The sequence below is a fragment of the Sphingobacteriales bacterium genome, from assembly GCA_016711285.1.
Taxonomy (GTDB): domain Bacteria; phylum Bacteroidota; class Bacteroidia; order Chitinophagales; family UBA2359; genus JADJTG01.
The window spans coordinates 394,538-417,726 of sequence record JADJTG010000012.1 but is presented as its reverse complement, the minus strand read 5'-3'; the positions used below and the strand labels follow the sequence as shown (position 1 = coordinate 417,726).

The 23,189-nt window shown below is 43.1% G+C and carries 5 protein-coding genes and 3 tRNA genes; all 8 read left to right on the top strand.

All coding sequences use genetic code 11. From position 1 onward, the window contains the following. The first annotated feature begins 39 nt into the window (after nt 1–39). The 8 genes from IPL35_08860 (at nt 40) to IPL35_08825 (ending at nt 23,174) form a co-directional block, all read left to right on the top strand. On the top strand, nt 40–7,251 hold the full coding sequence (locus IPL35_08860) for a lamin tail domain-containing protein (GenBank protein ID MBK8443503.1): 7,212 nt from the start codon (nt 40–42) through the stop codon (nt 7,249–7,251). Nucleotides 7,252–7,268: 17 nt separating this feature from the next. Further along, nucleotides 7,269–19,178 (top strand): lamin tail domain-containing protein, encoded by an 11,910-nt coding sequence (locus IPL35_08855; protein ID MBK8443502.1) that lies wholly within the window; start codon nt 7,269–7,271, stop codon nt 19,176–19,178. A gap of 947 nt (nt 19,179–20,125) precedes the next feature. Further along, the gene (locus IPL35_08850; GenBank protein ID MBK8443501.1) at nt 20,126–20,764 is read left to right on the top strand and encodes a TauD/TfdA family dioxygenase; all 639 of its coding nucleotides are present in this window, start codon (nt 20,126–20,128) and stop codon (nt 20,762–20,764) included. A gap of 16 nt (nt 20,765–20,780) precedes the next feature. Continuing rightward, nucleotides 20,781–21,290: a hypothetical protein gene (locus IPL35_08845; GenBank protein ID MBK8443500.1), complete on the top strand. Its 510-nt coding sequence runs from the start codon at nt 20,781–20,783 to the stop codon at nt 21,288–21,290. A 485-nt stretch (nt 21,291–21,775) separates the two neighbouring features. Beyond that, nucleotides 21,776–21,864: transfer RNA gene (locus IPL35_08840), tRNA-Ser, on the top strand. A 70-nt stretch (nt 21,865–21,934) separates the two neighbouring features. Further along, nucleotides 21,935–22,009: transfer RNA gene (locus tag IPL35_08835), tRNA-Pro, on the top strand. 181 nt (nt 22,010–22,190) lie between these two features. After that, a tRNA-Arg gene (locus tag IPL35_08830) sits at nt 22,191–22,262 on the top strand. A 60-nt stretch (nt 22,263–22,322) separates the two neighbouring features. Then, nucleotides 22,323–23,174 carry a pantoate--beta-alanine ligase gene (locus tag IPL35_08825; GenBank protein ID MBK8443499.1) on the top strand — a complete coding sequence of 284 codons (852 nt, stop codon included), beginning with the start codon at nt 22,323–22,325 and terminating at the stop codon, nt 23,172–23,174. Nucleotides 23,175–23,189 lie beyond the last annotated feature (15 nt).

The window sequence follows — 23,189 nt, the reverse complement described above, 5'->3', positions numbered from 1 at the left end:
TTTATTCTTTGATAGTAAAAAAAATAAAAATATCAACCAATGAATAAATTTTTAAAAGATTTCTTAAAATTATTAACGATTATCTGTATTGTAGCAACGAATCAGTTGCTTACGGCACAGGTAGTTATTAATGAAGTTCAACCTGATCCTGGCAATGGAGAATCTGGGACAGGTGAATTTATTGAATTGTATTGCCCTCCGGGGGTACCTTGTGATGTAGGTTGCCATATTATCGCTACAGATGATAATAATATACTCACTATACCTGCTGGAACTATTATTCCGGCGGGCGGGTATTTAGTGCTGGGAAATTCTACCAATTTTACAGGGGGCGTTAGTAATAATGGTCTTTCCCAAACAGCCGGAGACTTTAACGGCTGGACCGCCGCAGGTGCAGGCTCTAATGTAGTATTTGTTAATTTAGCAACTTGTAATTGTGTGTCGAGTAGTACCTCTGCTGTTGCCTATGATAATGGAACAAGTTTTATTACAAATGGAGATGGACAACGCATTGTATTCTTTGACCCTACGGGTGCAATTGTAGATGCGGTATCCTACTGTTCTCAAGCGGGTGCTAATTTGAATGCCTCAACTTCATTATGTACGCCCGGTAATTATGAAAATGATCCTGATGGTTGTGGACTCTTGTTAGGTAGCACAACTTCGGGAGGTTTGTGTACACAAGATGGTTCTCCTCTAGGAGGTACTCAACCTGAAGGATTAGCTTATACCTATGGTACTTGTGGGGGATTTCCTATATCAGATGTTGGAGGTACTTGTACGCCGCCTGTAGGAGGTATTAATTTACCTGCCATTGGTGACGCAGCTTATGAATATGTCAATGTTTGTATAACAGGGTGTAATTCCAGTATCTCACGGCAAACAGACGGCTCCACAACATGGATAGATGATAATAGCCCAACTCCGGGCAGAGCCAATGATTTAGGTGCAGCAACAGCAACCGTGGCTCTTGTATCTTCCTGTGTCAATTTTGTTCCTCCTGTTATTCCGATATTTGATTACGATATTCAACACCATGAAAATGATAATCCTGTTATTAATGTTACAGTATGTCAGAATACGCCTATAAACTTTGCTTTTACGGGTGAGATGCTGAATTTTATGGATATTAATAATGGTGTTGCAAATACCGCAACATCTAGTTCTGGAGGAAATACAACCGTTAATCAAAGCGGTGCTACTGCTGCTGCTAATGTTACATTAAATCCAGCCCCAACAGTAAGTATCCCTGATGCTAACGGTGTTCGCACTGTTACTGATACGGTACAAACATCAAATACTACGGTAGGTACTTATACGCTTACTTTTGCGATGCGCGAATCTACCAAAGGTAATAATAGCTCAAGTGGAGGCGAATGTTATTATCGCTATACAGTGAATGTAACAGTAGCTGCCGAACCTGCTGCTCCGGTAGCAGCAATATCATCTCCGGCTTGTTGGAGTGGTAGCGGCACTGTTTCTGTTCCTTTTGCTGTGACATCTTTAACAGCCGGTGATGAAATACGTTGGTATGATGCGGCTACAGGAGGTACTTTATTGGGTACTTCCACTACTACTGCTACCACACTCACTATTACACCTGATGGTACTTGCCCACAAACAGCTACGGTGTATGCTTCCGTAGCACGTCCGGGTTGTTGCGAATCCGTTACACGCACTGCTGTTACAACAGATATATATGTGCAGCCTTCTTTTTCTTTGACAGAAACGGCTACGCCTACTTGTGCCGATAATACTTCTACTATTGGATTCAATACGTTTCCTACCGCTTGTTCAGCTTATGAATATAGTTATAGTATTGGCGGAACATCTTATGGGGTGGGTGGAACAGCACCTACTTCTTTTGCAAGTGTTACTTCTGGTACAATAATGTCAAGTGTTGCACCTTCAACACCTATCTATGTTCGTTTGAGGGTAAGTGCTTCTGCTGCTTGTGTGGCAGATCAAACTCTTACAACAAGTGTGGCGGCAGCAGGTTGTTGTGTGCCTCCCGCCTACACCGCAGTACCTTCTTGTGCAGGTGCTGATCAAGATGAATTTTATATCATAGTAAGCGGCTTAACTGCTTCTGAAACCTATGATGTAAATATTACTGGTGCAGCAGCCGAGGCCGGAACTGTGGGTACTGGTGGTTCGGGTATCAATGATATCGGCAATACAGGAGCAACTACCTATACTTTTGGTCCTTTTGTAAATGACCTGAGCGGTACGCAGGTGGTGAGTATAGAAATTACTGACCAAGCCAATGCAGCTTGTCCGGTGACAACGGAAGTAGTACCTGTATTGTGTGGATACACGCAGGGTTGCTCTTGCGATGCCCCTCAAATATTGGCACAATTTGCTCCGCTTACTGTTAATAGTGGCACTATCAATAATACTACTTATGTATATGTACTGGTAGATGATAATACAGGAAATGTGGCGGTAGTCAATAATACAGGTTTATTTACAAGTATTATTTCGCCTAATCCATACACAGTTTATGCTTTTAATGTGTTGAATGCTGATTTGGCAGCTTTTCTGGCAGATGCCGGAATTCAGGTAGGTTCGCCTTATGCTACACCTGCTACTTCTTGTGTAGGTCCTTGTGCGAGTCAATCCTATAATTGCAATTGCTGTAATCCGAGTGCAGGTACACAAAGTACGGCAAGTTGTACTTCTATATGTTCCGATACAGGAACCGGAAGTGTAGCTTCTACCATCAATGTAGCCGTAGATTTTGGTGCTGCTTTGCCGGCTGCCAACTATGCTTATGTATGGTATGTGGTGGCAGCAGACGGCACAATAGAAGCAGTTATTTCTTCTGCTAACTACAACTCGGCAATACCTGCCAATTTTAATGATGATTTATCAATTCCTGCCGGCTTAACAGCAGGTAGTTATTGTATTCAGGGCTTAAATTATGATCCTGCTGATGCTGATTTGGCTGTTAATCCTTTACCTGCCTTAAATGATAATATCAATACTTATTTGGCAACGCTCACGGAAAATGATGCAGTAGCAACGGCAGCGGGTGTTGTATGCGGTGATATAAATGTAAGTGCTTGTACAGCATTTACTGTTTTAGACCCGATTGTTATTACAGCAGTAGCATCTTGTACAGGAGCAGGTGGTGTAGCCGCCGCCGATAATGAATATTATGTGGCTGTTACAGCTATCACAGGTGGTTTGGCTGATTATAGCGTTTCTATTGGAGCGGCTACTCAAACTTTTAGCGGTAGTACTTTATATTTCGGTCCTTATGTGCATAGTGGAACAGGATTGGGTACTCAAACCGTAACAGTAACCGATGCCAACGCTGTTGCTCCTTGTACTGCTTGTACTGCACAAGTGGAGGTAGTAGAAGCCTTGTGTCCTTTAGCCGAAAACTCCTGCGATTGTACAGCCTCTCCCAATTCGGGAACTATTATCGCACAATCTACACCGGGTACATTTAACAGCAACGGCTATACACAGGTATATATATTGGTAGAAAATGACGGCACTTACAACGGTTCTGCTTTGGCTGTAGGTGCTATTATTGATGCCAATCATACCGGCTTGTTTACAGGTTTAGAGAATGGAGATTATGAAATATACGCTTTAAATGTATTGGATAGTGAGTTGGCGAGTTTAGAAAGTGCTTTATTGGGAGCCGGAACATTTTTGGCAGTAGATGGAGATGTAAGTGATAATGCTGCTATTGCAGATGTAATAGCAAAAACTGCTCCTTTTGACATCTATTGCTACATCGCTTCTGCCCCTGCTCCTTATGCGGTAGCTTGTAATTGTTGTGTTGCCGATGCCGGTGATTTAGAGCCGACAACACCAACTACTGCACCGTTTGAAATTTGTGAGGGTAGCGACTTATTGGACGATGCTGCTGCTTCGGCAGCGTTTGGTGCAGTTTATACGCAAATAGACGAAATTACACCTATTCCTGCCGCCGATTACGAATATGCTTATATTTTGGCGGATAGTTTGGGTGAAATTTTACAATATAACCTGAGCGGCGATTTTGATTATTCATTACTGCCTGCGGGTACTTATGATATATTTGGATTATCCTACAATATTGTATTGAATACACCTGCTTCGGTATTATCTTATTTGAGTAGTATTGATGGAGCAGCCGACCCCGCCGATAATGATATTCAGGAAATTGTAGATGCCGATAATGACAACAGCAGCGATGATGTAAGCAATGGAACTGTTGCTATTTCACCTACTCCTGCTACGGTAGGTTTATTGTGTTTGGATTTAGATGAAGCCAATACAACTGCCGTAAAAGTTCAGGTTATTATTCTGCCGCTTCCTATTGCTAATCCGGTTACTTTGGTTTTGTGTGATGATGGAGACGGAACAGTAGATTTTACTTTAGCTGATGCTGAGAATCCTGCTGCAAGCACCAACCAAGGCGATGGTGATTCTACCTTGGGCGAAATAGCACAAGATGAAGTGGATAACGGCGTAAGTGGTTTGACGGTTACTTATCACGCCACACAAGCCGATGCTGATGCTGACCTCAACGCTATTACTACGGAAGTTGTATCAGTGGGTGTAGATGAAACAATTTATGCAAGAGTAGAAACAGCAGATGGTTGTTATGCCATTGCTCCTGTTACTTTAACTGTAAATCCATTGCCTGTTGTAATGGCTGATACTTTAATATTATGCGATAACAATGGAGATGGCAGTGCTGCATTTGATTTAACCAGTGCAGTAGTTACAAGTACGGTTGGAGCGGTTATTACTTATCACGCTACACAGGCAGATGCTGACGCGGGTGCAAATGATTTATCAAGCCCTTATACTTCAAGCGGAACTACCTTATATGTAAGAGTGGAAGATGCATTAAGTGCTTGCTATAACACTACTACCTTATTGTTGCAAATTGCTCCTGATTTAACAGCTAATGCAGTAACCTTAACACTTTGCGATACAGATACAAATACAGGTAATACGTTAAATTTTGATTTAACTGCGGCAGAAGATGCAACAGCAGTGAGCAATACTTCAGCAACAGATGTTGACAACGGCGTAAGTGGCTTAACAGTTACCTATCATTTAACTCAAGCTGATGCAGATGCAGATATTAATGCAATAAACCCTACTAACCCTTTTGCGGGTGCGAATGGTCAAATTTTATATGCACGTGTAGAAGATGCTTCCGTGCTACGGTACGGCTACGGTTACTTTAGTAATAAATCCATTGCCTGTATTGACCGCACAAACACCGAGCTATGTGTAGATGCAAATCCATACAATTTGACGAGTTTGGCAAGTGCGATGACAGCGAGTGCGGGTATTTTTGTATATGAAGTAGGCGGCGTAGCAGTTGCAGATGCCACAAGCTATACAGCCGCCGATGGCGATGTAGTAGATGTGACGTTTACCGATGCAGCGACAGGCTGTGTAAACACAACAACGATTACTTTCACCGTGAACCCATTACCTGTATTGACCGCACAAACACCGGAGCTATGTGTAGATGCAAATCCGTACAATTTGACGAGTTTGGCAAGCGCGATGACAGCGAGTACGGGTATTTTTGTATATGAAGTAGGTGGTGTAGCAGTTGCAGATGCCACGAGCTATACAGCCGCCGATGGCGATGTAGTAGATGTGACGTTTACCGATGCAGCGACAGGCTGTGTAAACACAACAACGATCACTTTCACCGTGAACCCATTACCAGTACTCACCGCACAAACACCGGAGCTATGTGTAGATGCAAATCCATACAATTTGACGAGTTTGGCAGGTTCAATGACAGCGAGTGCGGGTATTTTTGTATATGAAGTAGGTGGTGTAGCGGTTGCAGATGCCACAAGCTATACAGCCGCCGATGGCGATGTAGTAGATGTGACGTTTACCGATGCAGCGACAGGCTGTGTAAACACAACAACGATTACTTTCACCGTGAACCCATTGCCTGTATTGACCGCACAAACACCGGAGCTATGTGTAGATGCAAATCCATACAATTTGACGAGTTTGGCAAGTGCGATGGCAGCGAGTACGGGCATTTTTGTATATGAAGTAGGCGGTGTAGCAGTTGCAGATGCCACAAGCTATACAGCCGCCGATGGCGATGTAGTAGATGTGACGTTTACCGATGCAGCGACAGGCTGTGTAAACACAACAACGATTACTTTCACCGTGAACCCATTGCCTGTATTGACCGCACAAACACCGGAGCTATGTGTAGATGCAAATCCATACAATTTGACGAGTTTGGCAAGCGCGATGACAGCGAGTGCGGGTATTTTTGTATATGAAGTGGGCGGTGTAGCAGTTGCAGATGCCACAAGCTATACAGCCGCCGATGGCGATGTAATAGATGTGACGTTTACCGATGCAGCGACAGGCTGTGTGAACACAACAACGATCACTTTCACCGTGAACCCATTACCGATAGTAAATGCAGTACTATTAGAGCAATGTGATAATGACACGAATCCTACAAACAGTATAAGTTTTAATTTGAATGCGGCAGAAGATGCAGGGAATAGTTTGAATGTAAATGGAATAGATGTTGATAACAGCGGAGATGCAACGACTGGTGGCTTAACGGTAAGTTATCATACTGTAGCTGATGCAGATAATAATGTAAATGCGTTAAACCCCACGAATCCATATATGGGTTTAGATGACGTGGTACTCTATGTAAGAATAGCGGACGCTAATGGATGTTATACAACGAGTACAGTAACATTGAATGTATTACCATTGCCTATATTGACCGCACAAACACCGGAGCTATGTGTAGATGCAAATCCATACAATTTGACGAGTTTGGCAAGTGCGATGACAGCGAGTGCGGGCATTTTTGTATATGAAGTAGGCGGTGTAGCAGTTGCAGATGCCACGAGCTATACAGCCGCCGATGGCGATGTAGTAGATGTGACGTTTACCGATGCAGCGACAGGCTGTGTAAACACAACAACGATTACTTTCACCGTGAACCCATTACCAGTACTCACCGCACAAACACCGGAGCTATGTGTAGATGCAAATCCATACAATTTGACGAGTTTGGCAAGCGCGATGACAGCGAGTGCGGGTATTTTTGTATATGAAGTAGGTGGTGTAGCAGTTGCAGATGCCACGAGCTATACAGCCGCCGATGGCGATGTAGTAGATGTGACGTTTACCGATGCAGCGACAGGCTGTGTAAACACAACAACGATCACTTTCACCGTGAACCCATTACCAGTACTCACCGCACAAACACCGAGCTATGTGTAGATGCAAATCCATACAATTTGACGAGTTTGGCAGGTTCAATGACAGCGAGTGCGGGTATTTTTGTATATGAAGTAGGTGGTGTAGCGGTTGCAGATGCCACAAGCTATACAGCCGCCGATGGCGATGTAGTAGATGTGACGTTTACCGATGCAGCGACAGGCTGTGTAAACACAACAACGATTACTTTCACCGTGAACCCATTGCCTGTATTGACCGCACAAACACCGGAGCTATGTGTAGATGCAAATCCATACAATTTGACGAGTTTGGCAAGCGCGATGACAGCGAGTGCGGGTATTTTTGTATATGAAGTGGGCGGTGTAGCAGTTGCAGATGCCACAAGCTATACAGCCGCCGATGGCGATGTAGTAGATGTGACGTTTACCGATGCAGCGACAGGCTGTGTAAACACAACAACGATTACTTTCACCGTGAACCCATTGCCTGTATTGACCGCACAAACACCGGAGCTATGTGTAGATGCAAATCCATACAATTTGACGAGTTTGGCAGGTTCAATGACAGCGAGTGCGGGTATTTTTGTATATGAAGTAGGTGGTGTAGCGGTTGCAGATGCCACAAGCTATACAGCCGCCGATGGCGATGTAGTAGATGTGACGTTTACCGATGCAGCGACAGGCTGTGTAAACACAACAACGATCACTTTCACCGTGAACCCATTGCCGATAGTAAATGCAGTACTATTAGAGCAATGTGATAATGACACGAATCCTACAAACAGTATAAGTTTTAATTTGAATGCGGCAGAAGCTGCAGGGATTAGTTTGAATGTAAATGGAATAGATGTTGATAACAGCGGAGATGCAACGACTGGTGGCTTAACGGTAAGTTATCATACTAGCCAAGCTGATGCAGATAATAATGTAAATGCGTTAAACCCCACGAATCCATATATGGGTTTAGATGACGTGGTACTCTATGTAAGAATAGCAGACGCTAATGGATGTTATACAACGAGTACAGTAACATTGAATGTATTACCATTGCCTGTATTGACCGCACAAACACCGGAGCTATGTGTAGATGCAAATCCATACAATTTGACGAGTTTGGCAGGTTCAATGACAGCGAGTACGGGCATTTTTGTATATGAAGTGGGTGGTGTAGCAGTTGCAGATGCCACAAGCTATACAGCCGCCGATGGCGATGTAGTAGATGTGACGTTTACCGATGCAGCGACAGGCTGTGTGAACACAACAACGATTACTTTCACCGTGAACCCATTGCCTGTATTGACCGCACAAACACCGGAGCTATGTGTAGATGCAAATCCATACAATTTGACGAGTTTGGCAGGTTCAATGACAGCGAGTGCGGGCATTTTTGTATATGAAGTAGGCGGTGTAGCAGTTGCAGATGCCACAAGCTATACAGCCGCCGATGGCGATGTAGTAGATGTGACGTTTACCGATGCAGCGACAGGCTGTGTAAACACAACAACGATTACTTTCACCGTGAACCCATTACCTGTATTGACCGCACAAACACCGGAGCTATGTGTAGATGCAAATCCATACAATTTGACGAGTTTGGCAAGTGCGATGACAGCGAGTGCGGGTATTTTTGTATATGAAGTAGGCGGTGTAGCAGTTGCAGATGCCACAAGCTATACAGCCGCCGATGGCGATGTAGTAGATGTGACGTTTACCGATGCAGCGACAGGCTGTGTAAACACAACAACGATTACTTTCACCGTGAACCCATTACCAGTACTCACCGCACAAACACCGGAGCTATGTGTAGATGCAAATCCATACAATTTGACGAGTTTGGCAGGTTCAATGACAGCGAGTGCGGGTATTTTTGTATATGAAGTAGGTGGTGTAGCGGTTGCAGATGCCACAAGCTATACAGCCGCCGATGGCGATGTAGTAGATGTGACGTTTACCGATGCAGCGACAGGCTGTGTAAACACAACAACGATCACTTTCACCGTGAACCCATTGCCTGTATTGACCGCACAAACACCGGAGCTATGTGTAGATGCAAATCCATACAATTTGACGAGTTTGGCAGGTTCAATGACAGCGAGTACGGGTATTTTTGTATATGAAGTGGGCGGTGTAGCAGTTGCAGATGCCACAAGCTATACAGCCGCCGATGGCGATGTAGTAGATGTGACGTTTACCGATGCAGCGACAGGCTGTGTAAACACAACAACGATCACTTTCACCGTGAACCCATTGCCGATAGTAAATGCAGTACTATTAGAGCAATGTGATAATGACACGGATCCTACAAACAGTATAAGTTTTAATTTGAATGCGGCAGAAGATGCAGGGAATAGTTTGAATGTAAATGGAATAGATGTTGATAACAGCGGAGATGCAACGACTGGTGGCTTAACGGTAAGTTATCATACTAGCCAAGCTGATGCAGATAATAATGTAAATGCGTTAAACCCCACGAATCCATATATGGGTTTAGATGACGTGGTACTCTATGTAAGAATAGCGGACGCTAATGGATGTTATACAACGAGTACAGTAACATTGAATGTATTACCATTGCCTGTATTGACCGCACAAACACCGGAGCTATGTGTAGATGCAAATCCATACAATTTGACGAGTTTGGAAAGTGCGATGACAGCGAGTGCGGGCATTTTTGTATATGAAGTAGGCGGTGTAGCAGTTGCAGATGCCACAAGCTATACAGCCGCCGATGGCGATGTAGTAGATGTGACGTTTACCGATGCAGCGACAGGCTGTGTAAACACAACAACGATTACTTTCACCGTGAACCCATTGCCTGTATTGACCGCACAAACACCGGAGCTATGTGTAGATGCAAATCCATACAATTTGACGAGTTTGGCAAGTGCGATGACAGCGAGTGCGGGTATTTTTGTATATGAAGTAGGTGGTGTAGCAGTTGCAGATGCCACAAGCTATACAGCCGCCGATGGCGATGTAGTAGATGTGACGTTTACCGATGCAGCGACAGGCTGTGTAAACACAACAACGATTACTTTCACCGTGAACCCATTGCCGATAGTATCGGCAGGTACTTATTCGCCTTTATGTGCAGATGCCTCAGCAATTACGTTGTCGGGCAGTCCTGTAGGTGGTACATTTAACGGTACAGGCGTAAGCAGCGGTAGTTTCTACGCTTCTATAGCAGGAGTTGGAACACATCTTATTACTTACATTTATACAGATGTTAATGGTTGTACGAACAGTGCAACAACGAATATAGTAGTGAATGATTTGCCAATAGTATCGGCAGGTACTTATTCACCTTTATGTGCAGATGCCTCAGCAATTACATTGTCGGGCAGCCCTATAGGTGGTACATTTAACGGTACAGGCGTAAGCGGAACAACGTTTGACCCTGCTGCAGCTAATTTGGGTGTAAATATTATTACTTATATTTATACAGATGTTAATGGTTGTACAAATAGTGCAACAACTGATATTGTTGTGCAAGATTGTACACTTCCTTGCCCTGTATTATTGACTTCAGATGCTTCTTCTAATGAGATTTGTACAAATTCTACTCTTAGCTTAAGTGCAACGATGAGTCCGACTACTGCTGTAGAGGGTACAGATTATACGGCAGCTTGGTATTTGATTTCAATAGATGGTGCGGCAGTGAGTCCTGCTCAATTAGTTTTAAGTACATTGAATGGAGATATTACGCCGACAAATACCGATCCTTGTGATCCGAAAGATTATACTTATGAATTGCGTGTAACTTGTGCTGTTGATAATAGCATCATTTATACCTCTACCGAAACGATTACGGTATTTCCTATTCCACAAGCTGGTTTGAGCTATGTAGTGCAAGGAGCTGGAACTTGTGAGGTATCTATTCAGCCTTTGTGCGCTAATTTAAGTATTACCAATGACCAAACGACTTTGGTATATGATAATGATTATTCATTACCTGAAGGTGCTGCTTCTTTAGATGTTACTTTCACTATTTTAATTGCTAATGCACCTGCAACTTGTAGTGTAACAGAAACCATAACGGCAACTTCACCAACTCCTCCTTCAGTAACTTCTATTGTTATTTGTAATGATGATTTGGCTGGTTTGGGATTGCAAGTTCAAAGCCCGGTGGCGGGTAGCACTTATTTATGGTATAGCGCACCTCGCGATGCCGCTAATCCTTTAACTAATTATTTGGCAAGCGGTACTAGCTATAATCCTAATCAAGATTTTGTAGCTGATGGTATTGCTCATACTGTATATATTTATCAGCAAGATGCAAGTGCTTGTGTTTCTGCCGCCGCAACAGCTAATTTCACCATTATACTTTGTGCTATGGTAACAGAGGTATGTAATTGTGATGGCAGTAGCGGTATTATACAAGTATATGCACAACCCGGGTCTTATACCGTAGATAATCATACTCAGATGTATTTGCTGGTAGATAGCAACGGTATAATTGTAGATGGCAGTGCCGATGGTACCTTTAATGCTGTAGCGACCGGATTATATGATGCTTATGCCTTGAATTATTTAACTACTGATTTGGCAAATATTCCTTCTTTTGCTGTTGGACAACCTATCAGCAATTTTACAGGCGGTACAACTCCGGGACCTTGGTCTTCTTTGAGTCCTTGCTGGGATTTAAGTGTGTCTTTACCTGTATCTGTCAATCAGTGTATTCCTGATTTAGCTCCTGTAAGTAACCCACAACTTTGCGAAGGTTTGACCTTAGATTTAGCAGCATTAACTCCTGCCGAATTAAATGGTGTAACAGCTCAATCGCAAGGCTGGTATGTAGGTACAAGCTCTACTTTGGTAGGTGGAGATTTGGCGGCGGTGAGTGTAGCCAACGGCGATCAATTTACATATAGTTTTGTATCTGATGGCGGTTGTACTGATAATGTCACTATTACAGTGACTGTCATTCCGAATCCTGTTGTTACTCCGCTTGTAATAAATGAAAATTGTGATGGTACTTTAGGCAACATTTCTTTTGCTTCTAATGGTGTTGATACTTATGCTTATAATATCGGTACTACCTTTATAACACCCGGAACTTTCACAACTACTGCTATTGATACAACCATTATTGGTGGTTTAGCTGCGGGTGATTATACGATTCGTGTACAAACACCGGAAGGCTGTTTTACAGATGTAGTTGCTACTGTTTTACCTGCTACTAATTGTTGTGATGGATTTGATAGCCCGACTTTGGCAGATATTCAATTCTGTGAAGATAATGCTACTGCCTCTACAGAAATTATTCCTGTCGGTGGTGGCACAGGTACTAGTGTTGCTCCTACTTCTGAAGCTGTTACAGCTACTTGGGGCTTTGACGGCGAAGTGCCTACGGGTGCTGCCGGAGATGTTGGTGCTGCCAATATATCGGTACTTGATGCAAGCGTAGGTGTAGGCAGTGGTGCGGTAACATACCCTGCCGGTAATGCGCCGACTTCTGCTGATGCGATATCCACCAACAGCTGGAATATCGCCACCGAAGCAGATGCTGTTGCTAACGATAAATATTTTGAATTTTGTGTAGATGCTGCAAACGGCTACACATTGGATATCACCTCCGTTTCTTTTGATAACGATGCTTCCAGCACAGGGGCTACTAATTTTGCACTCTATTATAATGGAGCACCTGTTGCGGGCGGTGCAGGTACAACTTCTCAAAATTTTACCACTAATCCGATGACGAGCGTGAGTGGCTTGACGGGTATTAGTGGTACTAATGTATGTATTCGTATTTATGCGTGGGGTGGTACTGCCACTACGGGTACTTGGCGTGTGGACAATGTGATACTCGGCGGAACTGTAAACAGTGCAGGTTCAGGAGCTCCTATTACTTATAATTTCTATGCTGATAATGCCGGAACACAAGGTGCAGCTATTAGCAGCGCACAAGGTGTAGCTTCTTACGACCCCGCTCCTGCGACTCCGGGTACTTATACTTATTGGGTAACTGCCACAGACGGAACTTGTGAAAGTGCGGCTGTTCCGGTAAGCCTTACTATTGATGCGGCTCCTGCTGCAACAGTGGCTGCCGGTGCTACCCTATGTAATGCTGCCGGTGGTGGTTCTCCTTCTACCATTGATTTAAGCACTCTGGTAAGTGCTACTACAAATGGGGTAGGTACTTGGGAAGATGCCAGTGGCAATACTTTAGCCTCCACTGCTATAGACGGCTCTGTATTGGGTGTCGGAACATTTGATTATAATTACATTGTTACACCAAGTGCGGGTTCTGTATGTGCTCCTGCTGTTTATCCTGTATCTATTGCAGTATTAAACTGTAACTGTGCCGGATTTGAAGATCCTACACTTGCCGATATTATCGCTTGCGAAACTGATACTTACGATTTGACCATCACTCCGCAAGGAGGTGGTTATACACCGGTTCCTGCCGTTTATACATGGAATTTTGATGGTGAAGTGACAAGCGGTATCGCCAGCAACAGTAGCACTACTGCCGGCAATGCGACAGTAGGAAGTGGTGTTGCCAACGTTTCTTTCCCGGGCGGTAATGGCTCTGCCGATGCTTACTCTGCTTCTGCTTGGGATACTTTGGCAGTATTTAATGCAGCAGCCGATGAATATTTTGAATTTTGCGTAAATGCAAATTCCGGCTTTATAACAGCTTTAGACAGTTTGGTATTTGATAATCGCGCTTCCAGCACTGGTCCGGCATTCTTTAATGTAGCAGTTTCGGTAGATGGTGGTGCTTATACATTTATCTCTAACGACAATCTCACCAACATCAATCCTTCCGGCTCGCCAATTACTTTTAGTACAAATAATATTGCACTCAATACCGCCGATGCCTCCACTATTTGTGTACGCATTTACGGTTATAATTCAGGTGCTGATGCCGGAACTTGGCGTGTGGATAATGTAGAATTATACGGCTCTGTTGTGCCTGCCGGAACAATCACTTATAATTTCTATCAAGATAATGGCGGCACAGCAGGCGCACCGATTAGCGGCGCACAAGGAGTAGCTTCTTATGTTGCAGGTATTACTCCTCCTGATACTGCTACTTATTGGGTAGTAGCTACCGATGGTGTTTGTAGCAGCAATGCAGTACCTGTTTTGGTTCAGATTGATGCAGCACCAATGGCAGTTGTAGGCGATACAGCTACTTTGTGTAATACAAGCGGAGGATTTTACGGCACTTCTTTGGATTTGAATACACTGATTACAAGCGGTGATATGAATGGTGTATGGACAGATGCAAGTAGTAATGTGGTATCTACTATTGATGGTACAACGCTTGCTTTGGGTACTCATACATACACATACACAATTACACCGCCTGTCGGCAGTCTTTGTCCTCCTGCTGTATATCCTGTAAATGTAGGGGTATTAGATTGTGCTACTGTTGCACCTTGCGATTTGGCAATTATTGCTACACCTTCGGCTTGTAATGGTTCAACTTATGATTTGACATTAGATGTTACCTTTATCAATCCTGTATCCGACAGCCTTTCTGTAATGGTAGATTCACTTGAATATACTTTTGCTTATACTACTTCGCCGCAGCAAATCATTATCAGCGGTCTTGACGGAGATGCAACAAGCGGTATTGTGGTGAGTGCAACAGACGCAGGTTCTGTAGCTCCAACAGGTACTTGGGTGTTGAATGAACTCTTGGCAGACCCTGATGCCGTTGCCGGTGATGCCAATGGCGATGGTACTATTAGTTCTTTGGCTGATGAATTTATTGAGTTGGTAAATGCAACCGGAACTACGGTTGATATTTCCGGCTGGACAATTTCTGATGCACTTTCTATTCGTCATACTTTCCCTGCGGGTACATTTGTGGCTCCGGGTCAGGCGGTAGTAGTATTCGGAGGAGGTACTCCAACCGGAACTTTTGGTAATGCTATTGTTCAGATAGCTTCTACTGGTGGTTTGAGTTTGAATAATACAGGTGATGATATTCTGGTGTTGAATGATGCTGCCGGAACGGTTATCGCATTGACTTACGGAAGCAATGCAGGGAATAATCAATCCATTGTTTTAAGCCCTGAAATAACAGGAACTACTTATGTGCAATCAGGTAGCTTCTCTCCGGGAACTTGGAATAATGGATTAGCCTTCGGCGATGTTTGCCAAACCACTACTACTTATGACGAACCTAATTGTGTGGTATGTATCAGCCCTGTAAATGCAGGAACTGACCAAAGTTCTACCATTTGCGGCGCAGAAAGCGGTTTGACAAGTATTGTGTTGAACAGTATTTTGACAGATGAAGATGCAGGCGGTACTTGGAGTATCGTAAGCGGTGTAGCAGGTGCTAACTTTGATGCAACTGCCGGTACACTCGACCCGAATGGTATTTATGGCACTTTCGTTTTTGAATATGTACTTACAGGTCTTGTTCCTTGTCCGAATGATACATCAATTGTTACTGTTAATATTATTACTCCGGCAATGGCAGGTACTGCCACCAATCCTGCTCCGATTTGCGCAGCAGCAAGTGGTTTGGCAGCGATAGATTTGGATAATCAGTTGAGCGGTGCTGATGCAGGTGGTACTTGGAGCATCGTAAGTGGTGCAGCAGGTGCAAACTTCGACACGGCAACAGGCATCATTGACCCGAATGGTTTGGCAGCCGGAACGTATGTGTTCCAATACTTAGTAGCTGCTAACGGAGCTTGCCCAAGCGACAGCGAGCAAGTGACTGTAACTATAGACGACCCTGCAAGTGCCGGTGTAGCCACCAACCCTGCTCCGATTTGTGCAGCAACAAGCGGTTTGGCAACGATAGATTTGGATAATCAGTTGAGCGGTGAAGATACAGGCGGTACTTGGAGCATCGTAAGCGGTGCAGCAGGCAGCAACTTCACGGCAGCAACAGGCGTATTGAATCCGAATGGCTTGGCAGCCGGAACGTATGTGTTCCAATACACAGTAGCTGCCAACGGAGCTTGCCCAAGCGACAGCGAGCAGGTGACTGTAACTATAGACGACCCTGCAAGTGCAGGCGTAGCTACCAACCCTGCCCCGATTTGCGCAGCAACGAGCGGTTTGGCAACGATAGATTTGGATAACCAGTTGAGCGGTGAAGATACAGGCGGTACTTGGAGCATCGTAAGCGGTGCAGCAGGCAGCAACTTTACAGCAGCAACAGGCGTATTGAATCCGAATGGTTTGGCAGCCGGAACGTATGTGTTCCAATACACAGTAGCCGCCAACGGAGCTTGTCCAAGTGACAGCAAACAAGTGACAGTAGTTGTAAATGCTACACCTACTATTATATCAGCCCCTGTTGTTTGTGATGATTTTGATGGTACTATTACCGTAAATGCTACTGTTGCAGGTGCTTTGGCTTTGGAATATCAATTAAATAATGGTGCATTCCAAAGCAGCAATGTATTTACCAACTTAGCTGATGGAACTTACACTGTGACAGTGCGCGTGGCAGGCAGCAGTTGTACTGCTACTCTGGGTAATCTTGTTGTAAACTGCGATGGTTTGCCTGAAGTTAATATAGATAAAGACGATGCCGATAACAGCGATGATATTCAATATATCCAAAGCGGAAATACGGCTACCTTTACTATCACTGTAAGCAATACCGGAACAGAGGATTTAATTAACGTAACGATTACTGACCCGCAAGCACCGGATTGTAATACAATGATTCCGGGTGTATTTGAAGTAGGTGAAGTATTTACTTATACTTGTACATTGGAAAATGTAACGGCTGACTTTATCAATACTATTTTTGTTACAGGTATTGGCATAGATAGCGGTGTTGAAGTAGAAGATCAGGACGATACAGAGGTAGATGTGTATCCGGCTTATCCGCAAATTGAAATTGTGAAATCGGCTTTGGACGGCACAGATACACAAACAATTGCTCAAGGCGGTACGGCTACTTTTGAAATTACAGTTACCAATACAGGCAGTGTTGATTTGATTAATGTTGTCGTACACGATGAGCAAACTACAGATTGTTATGCCGCTATCGGTTATTTGGCAGTAGGCGACAGTTTCTCTTATATCTGTACTGCGGATAATGTAGAAGAATCATTTACTAATATTGCCACTGTAAGCGGTACACCTGTTACAGGTGGTGATCCGGTGACAGATGATGACCCATCAGATGTAATTATCGGAACACCTGCTATCAGTATCGTAAAATCAGCTATCGACGGCAGCGATGTACAAACAGTGAATATAAATGGTACGGCTTATTTTGAAATTACAGTTACCAATACGGGTAATTTAGATTTACAAAATGTAACCATTACCGACCCGCAAGCACCGAATTGTAATACCGTGATTGAAGGTGTGTTTGAAGTAGGCGAAAGCTATACTTATACTTGTAGTGATAGCGGTGTGCAACAAAGCTACACCAATATTGCAAGTGTGACGGGTACACCGGTAGGTGGCGGAAACCCTGTTACCGATAATGACCCGTCTGATGTAAATGTGGTTATTCCACAAAACCCTGCTATCAGTATCGTGAAATCTGCCATCAACGGCAGCGATTCGCAAACTATCAATGTGGGCGGCACAGCTTATTTTGAAATTACAGTTACCAATACAGGTAATGTAGCTTTGCAAAATGTAACGATTACTGACCCGCAAGCACCAGATTGTGATACCGTAATTGAAGGAGTATTTGAAGTAGGCGAAAGCTATACTTATACTTGTAGCGATAGCAATGTACAACAAAGCTATACCAACATTGTAAGTGTGACCGGTACACCGGTAGGCGGCGGAAATCCTGTTACCGACAACGACCCGTCTGATGTAAATGTGGTGAATCCTCAGTATCCTTCTATCAATATTGTAAAATCTGCCATAGATGGTACAGATTCACAAACGCTTGAACCCGGCGAAACTGCGGTATTTAATATCGTGGTTACCAACACCGGAAATGTACCGCTCACCAACGTACAAGTGAATGACCCGCAAAGCCCTGATTGTAACGAATTTATCGGCAATTTGGCAGTTGGTCAATCTTATACCTATACTTGTTATATTGCCAACGTAACTCAATCATTTATCAATATCGCTACTGTTACAGGTACACCGGCGGGTGGCGGCAATCCTGTCACCGACCAAGACCCATCTGATGTAATTGTAGTGGATCAACCTGATATTTGTAACGACTTCGTGGTAGCGGCAAGTGCAGTGTGCGATAAAGAAACCGGAAACTTTATTTTGCTAGTTACCATTACAGGTGGCAATCCGGGTAATTTGGGTTATACGGTGAATAGTATTGTAACAGATGAAAATGGAAATGTGCTTTCTTCTACCAATGGTTATATAGGCGGTACATTTATTGACGGACCTTATCCGGGTAATAGCGGTTATTCTTACGAAGTTGTTGTCAATGCACACCCTGAATGTAGCGAAACCATCACTGATCCAAAAGTTCCTTGTACGCCGGTTACTGCCATTGACCTTATCCGTTTCAGTGGCGAAGTATTGCAGACAGGCAACGAACTCACTTGGATTACGGCTACCGAAACCAACAACGATTATTTCACTTTGTATCGCTCGGTGGACGGTATCAACTTTGAGCCAATTACCAATGTTGATGGTGCAGGAAATAGCAGCACCGACCGCACTTATACTTACTTGGATAAAGCCGCACCGCTCGGATTGAGCTACTACCGTCTTGAGCATACCGATTTCTTCGGCGAAGTGACTTCGGTTGAAAAAATTGTAGTGCTGGAGCGCGATGCTCTCAACGAGGGTGTAGTTGAAATTTATCCGGTACCGACCGTACATCAGGTAAATATAGATTTCGTGTCGTTGCAAACCGATATAGTAGAAATTACCATATTTGATGTAGCGGGTAAATTGATTGAAACTGTACAATACGAAGCAAAAGCGGGCAATAATACATTCAGTATTGATGTATCGCGCTATGCAGTGGGTACTTACACGGCAGTTTTGCGCACAGGCACATTCATAGAGCCGCTTCGTTTTGTAAAACAAGATTAACGACAATGAACAGGCATCATCATTGATGCATTGTTAATTGATGAATATAATCCCCGAAATCAAAAAGGTTTCGGGGATTTTTTTATGCCATAAAATAAAAGCTCCTGCAAAATCAGGGAAAAAATGCTCAGGTACGGGGTATAAAAAAACCGTCAGGGCTGAAAAAAACAAAAAAACTAAGCGTACCTAGCTCTAAATTAGGTGTACCTACCAAAAAGGTAGGTGAACCTACCCAAAAGCTAAGAGCACCTACCTCCGAGCAAGGTAGTACCTACGAAAAAGGTAGGTGAACCTACCCAAAAGCTAAGAGCACCTACCTCCGAGCAAGGTAGTACCTACCAAAAAGGTAGGTGAACCTACGAAAAAGCTAAGAACACCTACCTCCGAGCAAGGTAGCACCTACCAAAAAGCTAGGTGAACTTAAGAAAAAGATAGGTACGGCTAAAAAAGACACTCATCAAAAAAAAATCAGATTTTCAAGTATCGTTTTTTCTAAAAACATTGCAGGTCTGCGATATAAAAAACATTCATCAGGGGACTTTATATTATTAAAACTCAGATATTTATTTGGTATAAGTGTCCTTTAATTAAAAAACACCCTGCGAAACTTTACGAGCTTATCATTTTTTCTATGAAATTTTATGGGATACAATATTAATTTATCAGGAAAAGAGCAGGTTTTTGTAAGTATGCTTTTGTGTTTAATAGATTGATTTTTAATGAAATATAAATTTGTAAAAAAATAAAATACTTTTTCACAAACTATTTTCAGTCATTAAAATTTAAAAAGATGTAATTTCTCTGAAGTTACTGATTATTTAATTTTGTAGTACAATGAAAACATATAATTATATACTCAAGTACGAAGAACACACCCTTTATAATAGCTTGATGGATCATGAAAATGCGGAGTTTGGGTTGTGTAAGTAGGTGGTATAGCTAATAGTATGACGACAGAAACACAACATATTAACAGCGTGACAAAGGAACTTTTAAACAACGGTTTTCTTCACCTGACCGACCAGACCGAAGAGCAATTAAACGAGTTAATAAATTCGTTAGGACAGGTTATTTTTACTACTGACGTTGTTGTGAAACCTGAAAGCAAAGGAATGGTAACTTCTGCTCGTGGGCTTGACTTTCACACCGACCACCACAAAGCCAAATACATAATTTGGTATTGTTACAAACAGACCGACTTGGGTGGCGACAGTATTTTGATGGACGCAGAAAAAATTTACCAGCAACTTTCAGACGACCACAAACTGCAACTCAGTACAATTGAGCTTTTTGAACATAAAATTTTTCCGGACGACAAAGAAAGTTATCCTTTTGTGGCGACAGACGAAAACGGAAACAGAAAATTTTATTATTCATTTTGGCTTGTAAAGAACGAAGACAAACAAAATCCTGCAATGCTTGAATTTCAACGTCTGATTAAACAGACCGAACCGATAAGAATGAACTTAAAGGAGCGGGACATACTGGTTGTGGACAATCACAGAGTTTTTCACGGCAGGACACCAATTGAAGGAAGCAAAGACCGTTTCCTGAAAAGATTTTGGCTAACAACAAACAATTTATAAATCAGAAAAACGCAAAATGGAACAGACAATTTTAATTTATCCTGACTCGATTAGCGTAGAACGAGTTTCTTACCTAATCAATCAAAAGGGCATTGACCCTGTAATCGCAAACCTTGACCTTGAAATGGTTAAGATGAAACTTCGTGAGCCAGAAGAAGGAGAAAATTGGACACACGAACAATGCGACAGTGCAGAAGTAGAATACAAACGCTACTTACACTTGTGCAAAAAGTATGGTAAAGGTATTGTGCCTAACAAGATTATGGACAAGTTTTGGCATTACCATATTCTTGACACAAGAGCGTATCACAAAGACTGTAACACGGTATTCGGACATTACTTACACCACTTTCCATACTTCGGTATGCGTGGCGAACAAGATGCAATTGACTTAAAAAATTCATTCTTGCAGACAAAGGAAAAATATCGTATAACATTTGGTGAAGAAATCGCAAGAGACGAACACACTGACTGTTGGCACGACTGTGAAAACCGTTGTTGGCACGCTTGTTCAGACGACAAATAACAAGAACCACTGGCTATAAAAACGGGTTTAGCATCATACGGGCTGACGTACAAACTTGTAGTTTTGTACTTCTATTCAAGTTCAGTGCTGGTGATGACAGTTTTGTACTCCGAAACCCGCCCGAACACAAAGCCACAAAACCGTTGTCGGTCATAAAAACACAATCATTGATTAAATATTTATAATATATCGGATTGTTCATTTATCAAATAAGCAATTTTAAATCGTGCTTGCCTGACTTGTAATTACGATGGGTATAAAATGACACTACACACATATTAGGGACAAAAAAAACGGAGCTAAACAAGCACGATTTTAATAACAATATCACATTCACATCACTAAAGAATACTGCGGCGTTTAGATTTTTATTGTGTATTGTATTGCGTCGCAAATGTTTTTTGAAAAATTTTTTCTAAAAAACTCAAAAAAATTTGAACGATAATAAAATAATATGTAGATTTGCGCTCCGAAATTTAAGTGACGGTGAGATGGGTGAGAGGCTGAAACCAGCAGTTTGCTAAACTGCCGTGCGGGTCAAACTGTACCGCGGGTTCGAATCCCGCTCTCACCGCCCGAATTTCGATGGTTTGTTATATGCGGCATACCATTTTTGGGCATACCGATTTCGTATCAACAAACAGCGGGGTGTAGCGCAGTCCGGTTAGCGTACCTGCTTTGGGAGCAGGTGGTCGCAGGTTCGAATCCTGCTACCCCGACTACTGAAAATGTTTTTTAAAAAGGCGAATATCCGAATAAAAGGGTGTTCGCTTTTTTTATGTTTAATTTTGGTTTTTTTATTCATTTTTATTCATAAAAACGCTATATCAGCTTGTTCTGTGCAGTCATTTTTTTACTTGCATATATTTTGTTAATTTCGCAGCATCAAAAAAAGAAATTGGCTCTGTAGTTCAATGGATAGAACGGAAGTTTCCTAAACTTTAAATCCGGGTTCGATTCCCGGTGGAGCTATTTTAAGTGGTTTGATGTGCGTTTTTTTCTCGGTATTTAATTTCCTGTATTTGATTTTTTATGTACATTTTTCAGCGGGTAGCAGATTTACAATCTTTTTTGGAAGAACAAGGAAAAAGCATCGGCTTTGTGCCTACGATGGGGGCTTTGCATCAAGGGCATATTTCGCTCATTGAACGCTCCAAACAGCAAAATCAACTGACGGTATGCAGTATTTTTGTCAATCCTTTGCAGTTCAACGACCCGAAAGATTTAGAGAAATACCCGCGCCCCGTAGCTGCCGACATTGAAAAACTTGCCGCCGCCGCCTGCGATGTACTCTTTTTGCCCGATGTGGAAGAAATGTATCCACAAGGCACTCAACATCGTGAGCATTATGATTTTGGGTTTACGGGTATTACTTTGGAGGCTGAATTTCGCCCCGGACATTTTGACGGTGTAGCACAGGTGGTGAAAAGATTGCTGGATATTGTACGCCCCCACCGTTTGTATATGGGGCTGAAGGATTTTCAGCAGGTGCTCATAGTGGAGCAGATGATGGAGCAGCACCGTATTCAGGTGGAACTCGTGAAATGCGATACTTTGCGCGAAGCCGATGGCTTGGCGATGAGTTCGCGGAATACGCGCCTTTCGCCCGAAGCCCGCGCTTTGGCTCCGCGTATTTATAATGTTTTACAACAAGCCGCCACCACTTTAAATGGTGAGGAATCTATAGAAAATATTTGTGCCGCCGCCAAAAAAACACTGGAGCAGGACGGTGCTTTTCGTGTAGATTATTTCGAAGGTGTTTCGCCCAAAACCTTGCAGCCCCTGCGCGGGGTAGTGCCCGCAGGTACGCAGGTGCTGTGGATAGTGGCGGCTTTTTTGGACGGAGTACGCCTGATTGACAACCTACTTTCCACTCAACAATAAAAAAAAGCCTTTTAT